Origin of the sequence: Streptomyces sp. NPDC005784 (assembly GCF_042871525.1) — a bacterium.
Classification (GTDB): Bacteria; Actinomycetota; Actinomycetes; order Streptomycetales; family Streptomycetaceae; genus Streptomyces.
Window position 1 is genome coordinate 54,035 of the sequence record NZ_JBIAIQ010000043.1, and the last position, 16,552, is coordinate 70,586.

Annotated in this window: 9 protein-coding genes and 6 pseudogenes; 10 read left to right on the forward strand and 5 right to left on the reverse strand. The window is 69.2% G+C overall.

All coding sequences use genetic code 11. The annotated features are described in order from the left end of the window. The first annotated feature begins 28 nt into the window (after positions 1-28). The 3 genes and pseudogenes from ACFYR3_RS38950 (at position 29) to ACFYR3_RS38960 (ending at position 5,227) form a co-directional block, all read left to right on the forward strand. On the forward strand, positions 29-2,689 hold the full coding sequence (locus ACFYR3_RS38950; RefSeq protein ID WP_389286785.1) for a DEAD/DEAH box helicase family protein: 2,661 nt from the start codon (positions 29-31) through the stop codon (positions 2,687-2,689). A gap of 191 nt (positions 2,690-2,880) precedes the next feature. Continuing rightward, a pseudogene (locus ACFYR3_RS38955) lies at positions 2,881-3,610 on the forward strand (DUF2637 domain-containing protein); the annotation flags it as partial. A gap of 624 nt (positions 3,611-4,234) precedes the next feature. Continuing rightward, positions 4,235-5,227: a hypothetical protein gene (locus ACFYR3_RS38960; protein ID WP_389286787.1), complete on the forward strand. Its 993-nt coding sequence runs from the start codon at positions 4,235-4,237 to the stop codon at positions 5,225-5,227. 181 nt (positions 5,228-5,408) lie between these two features. Here the strand turns inward: ACFYR3_RS38960 and tpg are convergent. The 4 genes and pseudogenes from tpg to ACFYR3_RS38980 all read right to left on the reverse strand — a co-directional run. Continuing rightward, positions 5,409-5,966: pseudogene (gene tpg / locus ACFYR3_RS38965) on the reverse strand (telomere-protecting terminal protein Tpg). 15 nt (positions 5,967-5,981) lie between these two features. Then, complete coding sequence (tap, locus tag ACFYR3_RS38970; RefSeq protein ID WP_389286789.1) at positions 5,982-8,207, reverse strand: telomere-associated protein Tap; 2,226 nt, start codon at positions 8,205-8,207, stop codon at positions 5,982-5,984. Continuing rightward, positions 8,108-8,518, reverse strand: a pseudogene (locus ACFYR3_RS38975) (hypothetical protein); the annotation flags it as partial. The gene tap and the pseudogene ACFYR3_RS38975, both read right to left, overlap by 100 nt. A gap of 199 nt (positions 8,519-8,717) precedes the next feature. Continuing rightward, a pseudogene (locus ACFYR3_RS38980) lies at positions 8,718-8,900 on the reverse strand (hypothetical protein); the annotation flags it as partial. On the opposite strand from ACFYR3_RS38980, the gene ACFYR3_RS38985 reads away from it, so the two are divergent. The 4 genes from ACFYR3_RS38985 (at position 8,836) to ACFYR3_RS39000 (ending at position 11,441) form a co-directional block, all read left to right on the forward strand. Further along, positions 8,836-9,063 (forward strand): hypothetical protein, encoded by a 228-nt coding sequence (locus ACFYR3_RS38985; RefSeq protein ID WP_389286808.1) that lies wholly within the window; start codon positions 8,836-8,838, stop codon positions 9,061-9,063. The pseudogene ACFYR3_RS38980 and the gene ACFYR3_RS38985 sit on opposite strands and share 65 nt — an antisense overlap. Positions 9,064-9,203: 140 nt before the next feature. Beyond that, positions 9,204-9,476: a hypothetical protein gene (locus ACFYR3_RS38990; RefSeq protein ID WP_389286791.1), complete on the forward strand. Its 273-nt coding sequence runs from the start codon at positions 9,204-9,206 to the stop codon at positions 9,474-9,476. Then, positions 9,476-9,874, forward strand: coding sequence for a hypothetical protein (locus ACFYR3_RS38995; protein ID WP_389286793.1), 399 nt, complete (start codon positions 9,476-9,478; stop codon positions 9,872-9,874). Before ACFYR3_RS38990 ends, ACFYR3_RS38995 begins: the two co-directional genes overlap by 1 nt. Positions 9,875-10,043: 169 nt before the next feature. After that, positions 10,044-11,441 (forward strand): IS701 family transposase, encoded by a 1,398-nt coding sequence (locus ACFYR3_RS39000; RefSeq protein ID WP_389286794.1) that lies wholly within the window; start codon positions 10,044-10,046, stop codon positions 11,439-11,441. Here ACFYR3_RS39000 and ACFYR3_RS39005 read toward each other — a convergent pair. Then, entirely contained in the window at positions 11,324-13,723 is a 2,400-nt protein-coding gene (locus tag ACFYR3_RS39005) for a 2OG-Fe(II) oxygenase (protein WP_389286796.1), read from the reverse strand. The genes ACFYR3_RS39000 and ACFYR3_RS39005 overlap by 118 nt on opposite strands. Positions 13,724-14,208: 485 nt before the next feature. On the opposite strand from ACFYR3_RS39005, the pseudogene ACFYR3_RS39010 reads away from it, so the two are divergent. From ACFYR3_RS39010 to ACFYR3_RS39020, 3 genes and pseudogenes are all read left to right on the forward strand, one after another. After that, a pseudogene (locus ACFYR3_RS39010) lies at positions 14,209-14,529 on the forward strand (DEAD/DEAH box helicase family protein); the annotation flags it as partial. Between the two features lie 760 nt (positions 14,530-15,289). Next, positions 15,290-15,451 (forward strand): hypothetical protein, encoded by a 162-nt coding sequence (locus ACFYR3_RS39015; RefSeq protein WP_389286798.1) that lies wholly within the window; start codon positions 15,290-15,292, stop codon positions 15,449-15,451. Positions 15,452-15,681: 230 nt separating this feature from the next. After that, positions 15,682-16,339, forward strand: a pseudogene (locus ACFYR3_RS39020) (transposase family protein). The last annotated feature ends 213 nt before the right edge of the window (positions 16,340-16,552 follow it).

Consider the following 16,552-nt stretch of genomic DNA (forward strand, 5'->3'; position numbering starts at 1 on the left):
ACGCACGCGCAGTCTGGATCATGGGAGCGTGGAGGACTGGTCCGACTGCTTCGATCCCGACGAGTTGCGTATCCGTCTCGACGTGGCGCTGGAGGAGAACGCAGAGCTACACGAGGAGATCGCCCGGCTGAGAGCTGACAACGCCCGGCTGTGCAGCCTCCTTGGCCGAGACATCCAGACCGTACCTGCCGGCATGCCGCCTGTCTCCGAGCCCGTCCCGGCGCCGCCACCAGCCAGGGCCGGTGGGCTGCCGTATGCGGATGCCTCCTCCAGCGCCGAGGCGAAGATCGTCCTGTTCAGGGCCCTGTTCGCAGGCCGCGAGGACGTTTACGCCAAGCGATGGGTAAGCGCCAAGTCCGGCCGGACCGGCTGGAGCCCGGCCGAAGACAACCCGTTCGACAAGAGCAAGGCCGACGAGGACCGGGTGTTCTGGCCGCTGACCGATGAGGCCGTCTACCACCATCTTGACCCGACCCGGCAGGGGCGCAGCGAGCTGCACATCGGGCTGTATCCGCTGCTGGCCGACGACACCTGCCGCCTGTTGGCGTGCGACTTCGACGGCAAGGACGGCAGCGACTGGCGCGCCGACGCCACCGCCTACATCGCAGCCTGCCACGAGGCGGGCGTCCCCGCCCTGCTCGAGATCTCCCGCTCCGGAAAAGGGGCGCACGCCTGGACGTTCTTCACCGACCCGGTCGCCGCTGCCACCGCCCGCGCACTGGGCATGGCTCTGCTGCGCAGGGCGATCGACGCCCGCGGGCGTATGGAACTGTCCAGCTACGACCGGCTCTTCCCCGCGCAGGACTTCCTGCCGACCAAGGCGAAGGGCAGCTTCCGGTTCGGCAACCTGATCGCGCTGCCGCTGCACGGTGCCTGTCGGGCCAAAGGCACCACCGTCTTCGTGGACCCCGACACCTGGCAACCGTACCCGGACCAATTCGCCCACCTCTCGCACACCGAACGACTGTCTCCGGCCGACGTCGAGTCGCTCGTCGGCAATCTCGGCCCCGTCAAGGCCGGCCCATCCCCAACCGCCCCGGAACTGGGACCCAAGCCCCGCCGCAAGGCCCTCGGCAAGGCGCCCGCGCACGTTCAGGCCCAGCTCTCGGCGATGCTGGCGATCTCCACGACCGGGCTGCCGCCGCAACTGCTGGCCGCGCTCAAACACGCGGCGTCGTTCCACAACCCGGAGTTCTACCGCAAGCAGAACCAGCGCTTCTCCACCTTCAACACCCCGCGCCTCATCTGCTGCTTCAACGCATCCGATCCAGACTGGCTCAAGCTGCCCCGTGGCTTGGCAGACGAGGCCACCCACCTCATTGCCACCGCCGGCGGAACTCTCACCATCACCAGCGACCTACCGGAACCCCCACCAATCACCGCTCACTTCACCGGCAAGCTGACCGCCACCCAGCAGGCGGCCGTGAAGGCAATGACGGAGCACCCGGCGGGCACCCTGGTCGCACCGCCCGGCTCCGGCAAGACCGTCATGGCCTGCGCCCTGATCGCCCACCACCACACCCCGACCGCAGTGATCGTGAACCGGGCAGAGCTGCTGGCCCAGTGGAAGGAGCGGCTGACCGCCTTTCTGGACTTGGGCGACAGGCAGGTCGGCTCGCTCGGCGGCGGCAAAGACCGCCGCAGCCACATCGTCGACCTGATCATGCTCCAGACACTGTCCCACCGCGACGCCCCCGACGACCTACTCGACGGCTACGGACTGATCATCGTGGACGAGTGCCACGCCGTGGGGGCGCCCGGCGCCGAAGCCTCGATCCGCAGAGCGAAGGCGCCGCTGTGGGTCGGCCTGTCGGCAACCCCCTACCGCGCCGACCAGATGGACCCAGTGATCACCATGCAGTGCGGGCCGATCCGCCACGAGATCGAAGACACCAGCACCTTCCCCAAACACCTCGTCGTGCACCCCACGAGCTTCACGACCGATGAGCCGGGCACCGACGGCGCATCCATCCAAGCCATCTACAACGAACTCGCCCTTACCCCAGGCCGCAACCATCTGATCGCGGCAGACATCGCCGACGCCGCCAGGCGCGGCCGGTGCAGTCTGGCCCTGACCAACCGCGTCGAACACCTCCACCAGCTCGCCGAAGCCCTCCAACCACACGGCATCACCCCCCTGATCCTGCACGGCGGCATGCCGCCGACCGAACGCACCCAGGTCCGTTCTGCCCTGTCCGAGGAGCACAATGAGCCGCTGGTGCTCCTGGCGATCGACAAACTCGCCGGCGAGGGCTTCGACGCACCGCGTCTCGACACGCTCTTCCTGACCAGCCCCATCTCGTTCAAGGGACGCGTCATCCAGCAGGTCGGCCGCATCATGCGCAACACCGAAGCCAGGAAATCCCACGTCGAGGCCCACGACTACCTCGACGCCGACGTCCCCCTCCTGGAGCGCATGCACCACAAACGCCGTCGCACCCTCGAACGCCGCGGCTTCACCCCCACCACTCCAGAGAACCTGCCGCCCACGCCGCCCCGCGCGCTTGTCCGCGCCACCCGTCGGCTCCGGTCCGCGACTCCGGCGCCGAACGTGGCCGAGGTACGGGCCTGGGCCCGCGAACAGGGCATGGACGTACCACCGCGCGGCAGACTCCGCGCAGAAGTCTGGGACGCCTGGCAGGCCACCCACCCAGCCCCGGACGGGCAGGACACCCGCCTCACCACATAGCCGACGAACCCCGGTCAACGAAACCGGTGATCATCAAGACGATGGATACCTCACTCGCTGTCACCGACTCGACCGAGGAGAAGCCACCAATTGCTCACCATCCACCAACACCGTCGCTGCTCACCACACCCGGATTCCCGCGTTTCCGCAGGACCCAGTGCCAACGAAGTCGCGGAACCTACACCGGCCTCATGACCGCGACCGCCGGAAAAGACCGGCAGGGCACGGGCACGGCCTTCCCTGCCGGGCTCGGCCGCCCGCACAGACTCCTGATCGGCGTGGTCGTCGCCGGTGCGCTCGTCATCGCCGGAATCGGCTTCGCCGGTTCGTACGCGGCGGTCCGTGAGCTGGCGCTGGAGAAGGGGTTCGGGAACTTCTCGTACGTCTTCCCGATCGGCATCGACGCGGGTATCGGCGTGCTGCTGGCCCTTGACCTGCTGCTGACCTGGATCCGCATCCCGTTCCCGATGCTGCGCCAGACGGCGTGACTGCTGACGGTGGCGACGATCGCCTTCAACGGCGCCGCGGCCTGGCCGGACCCGCTGGGCGTGGGCATGCACGCCGTCATCCCGGTGCTGTTCGTGGTCTCGGTCGAGGCCGCCCGGCACGCGGTCGGCCGGATCGCCGACATCACGGCCGACAAGCACATGGAGGGCATGCGCCTCACCCGCTGGCTGCTCTCCCCGATCCCCACCTTCCTGCTGTGGCGCCGGATGAAGCTGTGGGAGCTGCGCTCCTACGAGCAGGTCATCAAGCTGGAACAGGACCGCCTCGTCTACCAGGCCCGCCTGCACTCCCGCTTCGGCCGCGCCTGGCGCCGCAAGGCCCCCGTCGAATCCCTTATGCCCCTGCGCCTGGCCCGCTACGGCGTCCCCCTCGCCGAGACCGCCCCCGCCGGACTCGCCGCAGCCGGCATCGACGAGTTCACGGACGACAGGCTCCCGAGCGCGGTCGCCCTGCCTCATTACGTCTTCAAGCATGACAGCGCTATCACCGCAGCGGGTGAACTCCCCGCCGCACAGGACGTACAGGCCGCGGCAAACGCGCAGCCCGACAACTTCGACGATGGAAAGTCAGCCGTCGACGAACAATCGGCCGACCCCACCCATCCCGAAGACGGCTTGGATCACGTCCGCGCCTCGGCACCACCCACAGACGTGAGAGCGCACCCTGCCAAGGAAACGCGCAGCACGCGCGTGAACGCGGACGTCGATGAGCAGCAGGAGTCAGAGGCGAGAAGCGACAGTGGTCTCACTGTGGTCGACCGGTACTACCTCGCATGGAGGGACTACCAAGACGTGCACGGCGAACAGCCCTCTGGCAAGGAGCTCGCACACCTCGCCGGCAAGGGCATAACAGGCCGCGGCGGCAGCCCAGTCCCGCGCTTCCACGCTGCGCCCGTACCTCCTGCAGTCCGTGCTGCGTATGTGGGGGGTCTATCAGGGCGAAGGGGCGAGTCAGACCAGCGGGTGAGCGGGATGAGCCTGGGGGCTGATGCGGAGGGGGTGCGGGCGCCGGAGGATGGGATCTCCAGCGGAGGGGGACATGATGGAGCGTTGGGACCGGATCGGGCGTGTGGCGGCGTACGGGGCTGCGGCGGCCCTCGTGCCGTATCTGGTGATCAAGGTGTCGTGGGTGGTCGGTTCGTTACTGGGGCTGCTGCCGGTCGGGCGGGGGTTCAGCCTGAGCGGGTGGCTGGTGCTCAACACCGTCACGATCGGGATGGCTGCGGCCGGGATCATGCTGGGGCTGGCGCTGGTGCGGCCGTGGGGGATGCGGATCCCCGGCTGGCTGGTGGGATTCTTCGCCTGGGTCGGGTCGGGGTTCTTGGTGTCGATCCTGCCGTTCGTGGTCGTCAGCGCGCTTGTGGACTCCGGGACGAGCAGCGCGAAAGGCTCAGGGACCTCGGGGGGTGACGCGGCGATGCCGGGCTGGGAAGCGGTGCTGCTCCAGTGCAGCTTCGTCGGAACCGGGATCGCGCTGGCCATCGCGCTTCCCGCCTATCTGTGGCGGCGTTGGCCCCATGCGCTGCGCCGGCCGGAGCAGCCCCGCACCCGCACCTCCTCAGGAGCGGTGTGGCCCGCCGTGACCGGGGCTGTGACCGGCCTGGCCTGGCTCTACTGGGCGGCCGGTGGCCCCCTGGGCATCGCGCACCGCGATGAGCGGCAGGCCAGTTGGCATGTGCTGGTCGGGGTCAGCGCGTGCTGGGCTCTCGTCGCATCCGCCGCCGTACTGGCTCTCGACCGGCGCCGGTCGACCCGGTTGCCGTATCCGCTCCTGCTTGCGTTGGCGTGGCTGGGATCGGGCTCGATGTGCGCGTGGAGCGGCTGGAGGCTGCCGGCCACGGTGTACGTGGCGCTGGCGCACCCGAGCGACGTCGGCTACCCGGAGAACCTCGCGGTCGCCGTGGCGCTGCACGTCCTGGCCGTGCTGACGGGGGCGGGGATCATGCGGACGCTGGTACGCGACGAACGTAGGCGGGTGAGTGCGCCCGACAGCGACCAGCAGACCGCCGAGCGGGTGGGCCGTCGCCCGTGAATCTGCCTGTTCAGGAAGGCCTATCACTAGGAGCACCTCGATGCTCCGTGGCAAGGCCCGCAGTGACTTCAACACTCGTGAACATCACTCGACCATGGATCTGGGTGCCTCCCAAAGCCGTGAACAACTGACGGCATCCCTCGCGAATAAACCCAGGGCTCGCAGACTGTTCGGGACACGGCTACAGATCGAACTCGAGATGCTCGACGTCCGTGAACCGGACTTCTTCCAGGCTTCCGGCGCGGCGGCCGCCGTCTTGGAAGTAGACCTCCTTGAGCGCTTCAGCGGCGATCTCCTTCAGCTCGCGTTCGCTGGCGCCGGCCTCCTGGGCGTCGAAGAGGCGGGCGGCGTACTACGGCGGGAGGGCGACGGTCAGGTGGCGGATGCGGTCCTGGTCCGTCGATCCGATCGGGGCGGTGTAGCCGAGGCGGGCGCGGGTGTCGATGACGATGCCGCCGGTGGTCGCCGCCTTCTTGCGGGCCTTGGCCCGGATCTGCGGCTGCCAGCGGGCTTTCACCTCACGTTCCAGGCGTGCGGCGAGGTCCGGGCGGGGCTTTTTGATCTGGTCCTTCACATACCGTTCGACGGTGCGCTGGGAGATCCGCAGCATCTGAGCGACCGCCTTCGTGCCCTTGTACTGCTTGACCAGGTAGCGCATCTGCGCGGGTGCGGTCTTGGGCGCCGGCCGGGTGAACGCCTTCTGCACCGCGGCGTCCAGACCGTCCCCGAACACGCTCATCGCCTGCCCACTCCCCTACTCGCCGTTGTCCACGTCGGTGACGGTGCCGTCCTTGATGTACCGGGCGAGGTTGAGCTCCGGCGCGTTGAACCGTTCGCGGACCTCCTCGCCCCACAGCACGGACTGGGTGCCCTCGTGCTTGACCAGGCCGGGGTTGATGCCGAGCTTGAAGCCTCCGAGCAGCGGCTTGCCGTCCCGGTAGGGCAGGAAGTCCAGCGGGCTCGGTCCGTTCGCGGCGTAGACGACGCAGTCGGACAGGACCGCCACCGGGTACTGGCCGGTGAACACCGCATGCTTGACGATCTTGCGGTGCAGGTTGATCCGGGTGCGGGAGATGACCGCCGCACGGATGTCCGGCCGCCAGGTGGGACGCGACAGCGCCCGCCACGGCTCGCCCGGCCGCCAGCCCTCCCCGCGCGGGCGCTCGCGCAGCTTGCCCAGGCCGCCCTTCACCGTCGCCTTGATGGCCGAGACGACGATCGCCAGCTCCGGATCCCGCTGCTTGTAGCCGTCCATCGCCGCAAGGAAGTCGGACGGGGAGAGGTCGGCGTCGATGCCGAGGTCGGCCATCGTGGCGAGGTAGGCATCGCGCAGCCGGTTGTACCAGCCGTCCAGGTAACGGCCGTTGTCGTACCGCAGATAGGCCTCGACCGGCGTGACGTCGTAGCCGAGCTCCGCCGCGTACGCGACGGTCGGCGTCGCGTACCAGGCCGGGCCCTCGGGCCGGTCGCCCTTCGGGGTGAACGGGCTGGGCAGCAGACTCGCGTCCAGCTCTGCCCACTTTTCCTTGCCGGCCTTCACCCTCGACAGGTCCACATGGCTGAGGTCGACCAGCCACGATCCGGGCAGCTTCGCATCGAACACCGGCGCCTCGACGTGCGTCGGCGCACCCAGGCCGACGGTCAGGCCGTTGGCGCCGGCGGCGAAGGCCATGTTCACGTCGATGCCGACCAGATACCGCTGCATGCATTCGGCGTCGGTCATCGGCCGCGCCCAGTCGTACGCCTCCTCGAACAGCTTCTCCGCCGGACCCCGCACGTGGAAGCGCGGCAGGTCCTTGAGAAGCGGGTGCCCGTCGGGGGCCTCGCACGGCGCCGGGTCGACCGGATCCCTGCCCAGCGAGCCGGGATTGTGCTCGGAGTGGCGCTTGCCACCGGCATCCGGCTCGGAGGCCCTGGTCGGCGGGTGCAGCGCGGTCATCAGCTCCAGGCCGGTCACAGCCGTCGATCCGCGCGGCGTCAACACCCGGGAGGCGAACACGCGCAGGACGCGGGCGAGTTCGGCCGACGGGAGCTGCCCCACCTCGCCCCAGTGACGGGTGCCCAGCGCGTGCCAGGACGGAATGCACAGCTGCACGCACTGACGGTCCGAGCCCTGCGCGGGGCGGTAGATCCGCGCCCACGGCCCGAACCCGCGCTTGGTCAGCTGCCACTCCGCGCGCACCAGCTGCCTGACGACCTTGTGGCTTTCCGGGATTCGTCCCGCGAGACGCTCTGCGTCGCCGAGGGTGACGGGCAGACCGTAGCGCTCCAGGGCGGCCTCGGTGAGCACGAGCAGCGGATCGCCGTCCTTGCCGGGGCCGGACAGCCTCGGCTGACCGAGCCTCGCCTCCTTGAGTGTCCAGTCCACCAGGGACGGCAGGGACTTGGCGGGCACGTCCAGGACCAGGCCGCCGGCGCAGAACGCCACCACCTGACCGTCCTGGACATCGACGACCGCCAGCGGCCCGTTCACGAACCGCGGGTCGGTGTCCGCGGCCGGGGCCGCCTTCCGTGCGGGCGGACGACGCGACGTCGACGACGGCCCGGCGGTCCGCGACGAACGCGACGCGCCCTCCGAGGCCGGGGCGACGGGGGCAACAGGGGGCTGGGGGTGCTCGGTTGCGGTTCCGGCCGCAGCCTCGCGTGCCGGATTGGTGGACACAGGGCGCGCCTGCGTCGGGGCGGGCGTGCCGGCGACCGTGGTGGGCGCCTCCGGGGCGGTCGGCTCTTGCGGGGCGGGGTAGAGCTCCGCGAGCTGCCGCAGCAGCCGCGCGTACGCCTCACGCTCCGGACCGCGAGGCTCGGTCGGCTTCGTCAGCGACTCCCAGCCCGACACCGTGGCCCGACGCACCTGCAACGCGGCGGCAACCTCATCCAGCGTCAGGCCGTGCGCGGTACGCAGCCGCTTGCGCTCCGCCGCAGGCGGCAACGGCGAGCGCGACGCAACCAGCGCATCCACCGCATCGAACAACTCAGACATGCAGACCTCCAGACCCCCACCCTACCCCTCCACCGTACAAACAGCATGCATAACCCGTACGGATAGCGTACGAATGGCGTCCGAGGGGGAAGCGCTGCCCCGCGCGCACTTCCGTACAGGTCGGCCTTGCCGTCACCGTTCGTGTCGCGCAGCCGTACGAGGCCACCGAACTGGTCGTCGGCCGTCAACGCACCCGGCACGCCAGGGGTGTTGCCGGCGAACCACTGCGAACCGGTACCGGACAGGCCGCTTGCCCGCCCCTTGAAGACGTGCACGGCGCCCGCGTACTTGTGGCCGCCGATCTCCTCGCCCCGTACGCCGACGGCGAGATCCGCGTAGCCGTCGCCCGTTGACGTCGCCTACCGAGAGGGAATTTCCGAACTCGTCGTAGTTCTCCGGGGTTCCGGCGACGCCGCTGGTCGACTGGGAGAGGCGGGTGTTTCGGGACGGGCCGCCGGACGAGCCGTACCAGACGCTGACGCGGCCCTTGTGCGTGGAGTAGAGGGGTGTGCCGACGGCGATGTCGCCGTAGCCGTCCTTGTCGAAGTCGGCGATGACACCGTCGCCTCCGCACTCGGAGCTGCCGCCGTCGCCGGACTGGGACTCCAGGCGAAGGGTGTTGCCCGGGGTGAGCGAGCTCGAGCCGCCCTTGATGAACCAGACGTCGGACGCGATGTATTCGGGGCTGACCACGTCACCGATGATCTATCTCCACTACGACCCCTACACCCGCAGGAGCATCAAGCAGTCGGGGGCGCTGTACCGGCAGCGGATGGACTTCCTGCTCCTGGCGCCGGACCGCTCGCGCATCGTCATCGAGGTCGACGGGGTGCAGCACTACGGCCGCCCCAACTGACCGTGCCGTGTACCAACCCGGCAGCCCGTCGTAGCGCGTCCTTCGCTTGCGAGAGGCGTCGGCCCGGTCTCGAAAGGGGAGAGGGGACCGACACCCACCGTTCCTCTACTACTGGTAGAGGAACGCGGTAGAGTCGGGGCATGGCGGACGAGACGAGCATCAAGGTGAGCGCGGCGGCACGGGACCGGCTGGCGCGGTTGGCGGCCGAGCATGGCACGACCATCCGCAGCCTGGTCGAGGAACTGGCGCAGAACACGCCGACGCAGGCCGAGTATGCCGAGCGTGCCGAGCTGGCCCGCGCCGAGCTTGCCTCCGCCCTTGGCAGCGCGCCGAGCCCGGAGGCCGAGGCGAAGGCCCGGGCTCTTCTGGAGCGCCTGGGCGCATCCCAGCACGGGCCCCGGGCGGCCGCGTAGTGGCGGCGATCGCGGTCGTCTTGGACCACACCGCCGCCGGGGCCCTGTACGACCCGAAGGACCCGTTCAACGAGGCGGTTGCCGCGTTCTACGTCCAAGCCTCCGGCGGGCTCGGTGATCTGTATGCGCCGGTGCTGTCGCTGACGGCCGGTGACACGGAGCGGCCCGGACTGCTCGGGTACATCAAGGGACTGCGGTTCATCCGGATCGAGGCGTTCGACACCGACGCCGCGGTCACCGCCACCGAACTGCTGCGCTTCGGGCACTCCTGGGCCGCCGTCCACGCCATCCACGCCGCCCGGCCCTCCCCCGCCCATCCGGCTGGGCGGTTTCTGCTCACTTTGACGCCCAAGGCGTACGCGGGCACCGGCGTCCAGGCCGTCCACCCCGGCCAATAACCGCGAGCGCTTGGACGCTCTCTTCAGCCCGCCCGCGCCGTCGCGGACCTGGCCCCTTGAGCACGCAAGGCCCTGCGCTCTTCAGCGGAGGGAGCGCCGCTCGAGCAGGGCGGTTGCGTTGTCTGTCTGATGTGCCCGGTCGTAGGCCGCGGTGTTCTCCGGAGGAACTGTGCAGTTCACTGTCCTGCCTGTCCGCGAGCGGCCCGTCTCCCCCGTGCCGGGGCAGGCCTTCCTGGTCCGCGACAACTGGGATGACTACAGCTTTAAGACGACGTTCCAGCTGCTCTGCGTCGATCCAGGCGGCAAGATCAGGGAGATCGGCGCGGTCAAGATCGGCCGGTTCGGCATGGCAGCGCCGGCCAGGACACCGCTGCCAGAGGGCTTTGACAGAGCTTGGTCATGGTTCGCGACCTCTTCGGCGGTGCAGCTGATTGACCATGGTGGGCAGGGTCACGGTAGTGCCATGGACTTACAGGCCGTCGAGGCGCTGGATGCGGACCTCGCGGAGTTCACCGGAGACATCTTCAAATACCTGGCCTACAAGGGCCAACGTGGCTACGGGCAGCAGTACTTACGCGGGCTGATGCTCGACGGCAAGCGCAAGTCGGTCGAGCCGATGGCGGCGCGGTTGGGCATCCCGCGGCAGAACCTGGGCCACTTCATAGCCCAGTCCACTTGGGACTATTCCGAGGTGATGCGGCGGATCGCAGCGCGGGCAGTCGCTGTGGTCGGGCCGACGGCATGGGTGATCGATGACCATCCCTTCGTCCGCTACGGCCATGGCACCGCGGGAGCGGTCGTGCAGCACTGCGGCGAGCGCGAGCAGCACTTGTGCCAGGTCGCGGTGTCGGTGCACGCGGTGTCCGGGCGCGGGTCGACACCACTGCACTGGCGCCTGTTCCTCCCTCAGAGGTGGGCGCAGGATCCGGCGCGGTGCGCTCGGGCGGGTGTCCCCAGCGGGCTCAGGCACCGCACCAAACAGCAGATCGCCCTGGACCTGCTCGATGAGCTCGTCGCGTGGGGGAACGCGCCGCCACTGGTCATCGCCGACAGCGATTACGGCACGAATGTCGCCTTCCGGACCGGACTCGCCGAGCGTGGTATCCACTGGCTCCTGGCGGTCCAGGGCGACACCGTGGTCCTGCCCGCCACCGGCGTACCGGTCACCGTCTGGGCACGTCGCCGCCCCAGCATCAGCGTCAACCAGCTGGCCGGGGACAACCGGTATCGCGCCCGCCGATTCGTCTACCGTCCCAAGAGTGCGGATCACCCGGCCCGCTCTGGCTGGTTCGTCGCGATCCCCATACACATCGCCGGAATCATCGAGCGAGGGTACGTCGCGAAGACCGCCGGCCGGTTCCTGCCCGAGCGCACGCTGCTGATCCAGTGGCGTCGCAAACACGGCGGCGACGTGTTCGCTGTCGGGGAGAGGTACGGATGTGTCACCTCTCAACCGCACGCCCGGGGCCATTTGTCCCGCAGCCACGCCAGGTCGGTCTCGGCGCGGGTGCGGGTCGCCTGTTCACGGGTGAAGACGGCGTCCGTCTTGGTCAGGACCAGAACGTAGGGGCGTCCCTGGCGCCGGGTGGTGTGGGAGACGGGCAGGCCGGCCTGGTCGATGCGGCTGTGGAGGTGGCGGCGTCCGTCCTTCGCGAGCGGCCACTCCATGACGTGGCGGGTACGGGAGGTGAGGAAGGCGTCCAAGTCGGGGCAGAGTCCGCAGCCAGTCCGGCATGTCCCGGCCGGGGTGAGGGACCAGTCGTCGGCCGCACGTACGGGGCGGGTGAGGGCCACGGCGAGCCTGTCCTCGCAGTGGTCGGCGAGGGTCTGGAAAGCGCGGGCGGCGGGTGCGCCGTCGCGTATGGTCGTCGGCTGGCGGGCCGCGGTGCGCAGGGCGGGGAGCAGGCATTCCAGGGCGGTGTCCGGCAGGCCGCGCAGCGTGGCGGCGATGGTGTCGGCGGTCTCGGGCCCTGCCGCCTGCAGGACGCGGGCCAGTGATGCGCCGAGCCGCTCCATGCCTGTGCGGCGCTCCGTCTCGCGGCCGATGCCGAGCCAGCTGGTGAGCTGCTGCTCGACTGCTTGCCAGGCGCCCTCGGCCAGTGGCGAGGCCATGGCGTCCCCATCGCCGTCGGCGGCCCGCAGCGCGGTGCACAGGCCGGGCAGCGATTCGAGCCACGCCGCGCGGTCGGCCCCGGTGTACGCGCCAACCGTGCCGAACCAGCTGCTGACGGCCCCGCGGGCCCACGTCCGTCCGTACCGCGCGGCCGCTGCCGCGAGACCCGGGGCGTGCCGCTCGCCCAGGGTCTCCACCCCGAAAGGCGCGAGGAGCATCGTGGCGGTGGCCGCTTCCCGCAGTCCCACCGCGACGGGCAGGGCGGCGGCGAAGAGCGCCGCGGCTGCCTCGCCCGAACCGTGGTGCTTCCAGAACGGGGCGAGCGACCGGGCGAGCGTGCGCGCCCGGTCGAGGTCCCCGGCATCCAGGTGGCCCTGAAGTTCCCGCAGTGCGCCCTCGGAGCCGGCCTCGGCGCGGGCCGTGAACGAGCGCTGCCGGGGCCACAGGACCACAGCGGCCCGCCGGTACCAGCGGTCGAGGGTGTTGCCGTAGTTGCCCATGTAGCCCTCGTACTCGGACTGGTAGGGCGTCAGGTCTTTGTTCTCGGTGGTGGCGCACACCTCGGCGTACGCGACGGGCAGGTTGATCTGCTCGCCGCCGGTTCCGTCCGGGCGGGTCCACCAGCTCAGCGTGATCTCGTCGTCGATCAGCTCGTTCAGTTGGTAGCTGGAGAAGTCGCCGCTGCGGCGGCGCTCGGCACCGGGTTCCCCGTCGAGGTCCAGGAGGCATTCACCCTCGCACTCCTGGTCCTCGCAGTCGTCGTAGTGCTCGACCTCGCCGTAGTAGTCGTAGCGGTCGTACGGCGCATGCGCGTCCCAGGTCTCCTTCACCTCGGCCAACGCGAGGACCGCTTCACAGTCCGTCTCTGCGGCGGCCTGGCGGAGCAGGGCGGTGCGGGTGGCGTCGGCTCCCTTGAGGCGGTTCCAGCCCAGGCCGCGCTGGGTGTACTCGTGGTCGAGGAGGTACACGAGGCGGTTCGGGGGCGCGGCCTTCTGGCGACCGTAGGCGTAGCGTTCTTCGGCCGGCTCGGTGAAGTGTTCGGTCAGGCAGTGGGCCAGGTCGGCGACCGGGCCCCCGTCGTCCTCGCCGGCCGGGCGGACGCGTTCGGCGAGGAGGTTCATGGTGAGGGTGACGCGGTAGCCGGACTTGACGGGTCTGACCTCGTGCAGACAGTCCGCGTAGAAGGCGGCGAAGGTCAGCTTCTCCCGGGACGCCTGGTGGACGACGCTGCGGCCGGCGTGCGAGACGACGAGTTCGCCGCCGGTGTGGTGCGAGGGCAGCGAGACGACCAGGGTGCCCACCATGGAGTCGTCCTTCTCGGAGTCCTGGTGCGGCAGGAAGAACTGGCCCTTGCCGTAGACGAGCAGTGCGTGCGGCTCGGCCCGTAGGACGGTGGTGGGGGGCAGACCGAGCGCGGTGCGGACACCGTCGAGGACGCCGTCCAGGGTGCGGTCCCAGTCAGTGCCGCCGAGCGTGATGCGGTCCGGGGTGATCTCCCAGGTGTCGCGGACGCTGGTGTCGGACAAGGTCTGCTCGCCGCGGCCGAAGGATGCCTGCCGGGCCTGCGCGATCAGTTTCTTGGTGACCGGGGCACGCAGCGGCAGCGGCAGTTCCCCCACCTCGTCGACCTCGATGCGCAGCGCGCGGGCCGGCATCTCGATACGGGTGCTGAAGTCCCCGCACCGCTGCGCGTCGTCGAGCAGCTCCGCCAGCTGCTTCCGCGCTCCGTGTCCCATACTGTTTCGTCCCCAGGGGTGCAGCGTGCCGTATGGCCTGTCCCGGAAACCCTAACGCCGCGAGCAGTCCTTGTTCCCGGGCTGCTGGTCATGCGGCGAGGGTGAGGATGTCGCGGTAGCGGATGGTGTGAACCGTAGGTGATCGCGTGAGGTTGTCAATTCCTTTGTGTATGTCGAGGCAGATGTTCCTGCCGTTACGAGCAGCAGCGGCTGCAACGTCTTGTGAAGGACGTGGCGGAGGCCGAGCGGTCGAGGGCCAGGGCAGTGGAGATCACGCGGCACCGGGTCTACCGGATCACTGCCCGGGCCGCCGCCGGATCGACCGCGCACGTACCGGTCCTCACACTCCATCTGATGGCGGCAACACCTGACCGCGCGGCCGAGAAAGCATGGATCGTCCACGGACGAGAGGGCGGCCTCTACCAGCGTGGCGGATACCGGATCACCTCAGTCGAACAAGCCCTTCCCGAACCCGGAGAGCTCTTTTGATCCAGCTCCGAGAACATCAGGTGGCTCAGAAGTCGCGTTTCCGGAAAGGGGTCGGCTTTCCTGCAAGATCACCTGTGCCCCCTGAGGGGGCGCGGGGCACGATCGTGTCCGCGACCGGATCGGGCAAGACGTTCACGGCCGCCGCATGCGCGCTGGAGTGCTTTCGCAGCGGACGGATCCTCGTGACCGTGCCGACCCTGGACCTGCTCGTGCAGACCGCCCAGGCCTGGCACCTGATGGGCCACCGCGCGCCGATGGTCGGGGTGTGCTCGCTGGACAACGACGCGGTGCTCAGCTCGCTGGGAGTGCCATTGACGTAGCTCGCGGGGCTACATTTGTAAGCGCGTACGCCATAGGTACTGCTGCCATCGAGGCACAGGTCTGTAGCCATGTTCGCGAACTGAAATGAGCCGTTGTTCACTAGCACGATCCAATCCTGGTAGCCGTTGTCGAAGCTCGCCTGGCTGCACGAGATCATCCGAAGGCCATAGCCGCTGCTGTCGTCCAGGCAGTTCTGGTACTTGTGGTTCACGAAGCTCTGGTACCAGTTGGTGAAGCTCGTTGCTGTCGCTTCGCGTACGCCTACTCCCGTCGACGCGATCCCGAATGCCGGAACCGCGCCAGCGTAGATATTGTGCGGGGCCGCGTCGACGGCGGCCGGACCGGACGCGGTCGGGGCTACGGCCACCGCGGTCGGCGCGGCGATGGTGGCAACGACACCGGCTGCAAAGGTTGCTGTGGCCAGCCGAGAGATCTTCATCTTGACTCCTGTGTGAGTGCGAATCTTCGGTCATATCGATCAAGCCCCGAGCCGCTCAGGCTGCCGTCGAACTCCGGGTGCTCCGAGAACCGCGGCAGGCCCCCTCCAGCCGCCGGTGGCGGCCCTGGAGGTACAGACCGGTCGATCAGGCCGGGGAACCGGATGCGCGGGTCGAGGATCATCGGGTGCTCCTTCCGTGGCGCGGGTCCGCCGACGCTGACGGGCGTCAGAAAAGGCGAAGCGGATGCCACCCATGCTGGCGGCGAGGTCCGCGAGGTGGGCTCCGCACGGCGACGGAATGGGCGGAACTTGCTTTCATGGCGCGTGTATCGGCGGATTCCGTACTGAGTCTCATGGATCAGCGGCTGGTGGTCGCGCTGCAGTGGGACGGCCGCCTCGCCGCGGAGCGTGCGGCCCACGTGCTGGGAGCCCCGCCCACCTGGGAACCCGCCGCAGCACGAGCACCACCAGCCCGGTGACAACTGCCCGGCCCCGCTGAGCCCACGCGGGCATCCCGTCACCTCACGAAGCACATTTCGTTTGGCGGGGCTACCAATGGAATGGTTTGACCTGCGATTTCGCAGTTCTTCGTGAGTGAGCTTCTTCGAGCTGGCCGCGATCGGGTGACGGTTCATGACACGCAACGAGCGAGGCCCCCGAACGTTGATCGAGATGTCTGACGTCTCAACCACGTTGCTCGCAGGCCTCGTTGGTCATCTGTCCTGCCGCACTCGACCTGCCGCATGCGCTGGTGGAGTGGGTGGCCATGCTCGTTGTCACCCGTGAGGGCGACCGGCGCTGCAAGTTGCGCCCGTCTCAGCGTGCGATGGTGGCACCGGTCCCCACCCTGGCGAAGATCGCTGCCGGGTTCGGGATCAGCGAATCCACCGCCCACGCCTACACCAGCCGGGTCATCGACCTGCTCGCCGAGCGCCCGCCCGGTCTGCTGAAGGTCCTACGCGAGGCCGAGGCGGACTTGATCCTGCCGGACGGCACTCTTGCCGAGTACGACCGGGTCGGCGACGGACGGGCCGACCACAAGCACCGCCGGCACGGGGTGAACGTGCAGGTGGTCACCGATCCAGGCGGTCGGCTGCTGTGGCTCTCACCCGCCCTGCCGGGCCGCGCTCATGACCTGACCGCGGCCCGCACCCACCGGATCATCCGCATCTGCGAGCGCCAGGGCGTCCCCATCCTCGCCGACCTCGTTCTACCAGGGCGGCGGCCCCTGCACCGAGAAGACCGTCAACCGGGCCCAGTCTGCGGCCCGGGCACCGGTCGAGCACGGCGTCGCGCGCCTGAAGTCCCGGCGGGTCTTCCACAGATCCCGGTGCAGTCCAGACTCATCCTCACGGCCTTCGTACTGAAGATGTGTGTTCCTTGGTCGGATCACATATTCAGACGAAGGCCGTCTTGCTGTACGCCACTTCCCTGACCGAGCGGTCAAGTTCGACGCAGCATTCGAGACACCAAGTTAAAGATCAAGCGTACGTCCAGCAGCTCGGGCATCGTCCCAGCTCAGAGGAGGTGGAGAAGGTGTAACCGGGCGTCAAGTTCAGGACAGCCAGCCGGTGTGAGTC

Coding starts and splice junctions, on each gene's coding strand:
- ACFYR3_RS38990 (WP_389286791.1), top strand. CDS start 9,204: ATGGCGGACGAGACGAGCATCAAGGTGAGCGCGGCGGCACGGGACCGG.
- tap (WP_389286789.1), bottom strand. CDS start 8,207: ATGTCTGAGTTGTTCGATGCGGTGGATGCGCTGGTTGCGTCGCGCTCG.
- ACFYR3_RS38960 (WP_389286787.1), top strand. CDS start 4,235: ATGATGGAGCGTTGGGACCGGATCGGGCGTGTGGCGGCGTACGGGGCT.
- ACFYR3_RS39005 (WP_389286796.1), bottom strand. CDS start 13,723: ATGGGACACGGAGCGCGGAAGCAGCTGGCGGAGCTGCTCGACGACGCG.
- ACFYR3_RS39015 (WP_389286798.1), top strand. CDS start 15,290: ATGGCGCGTGTATCGGCGGATTCCGTACTGAGTCTCATGGATCAGCGG.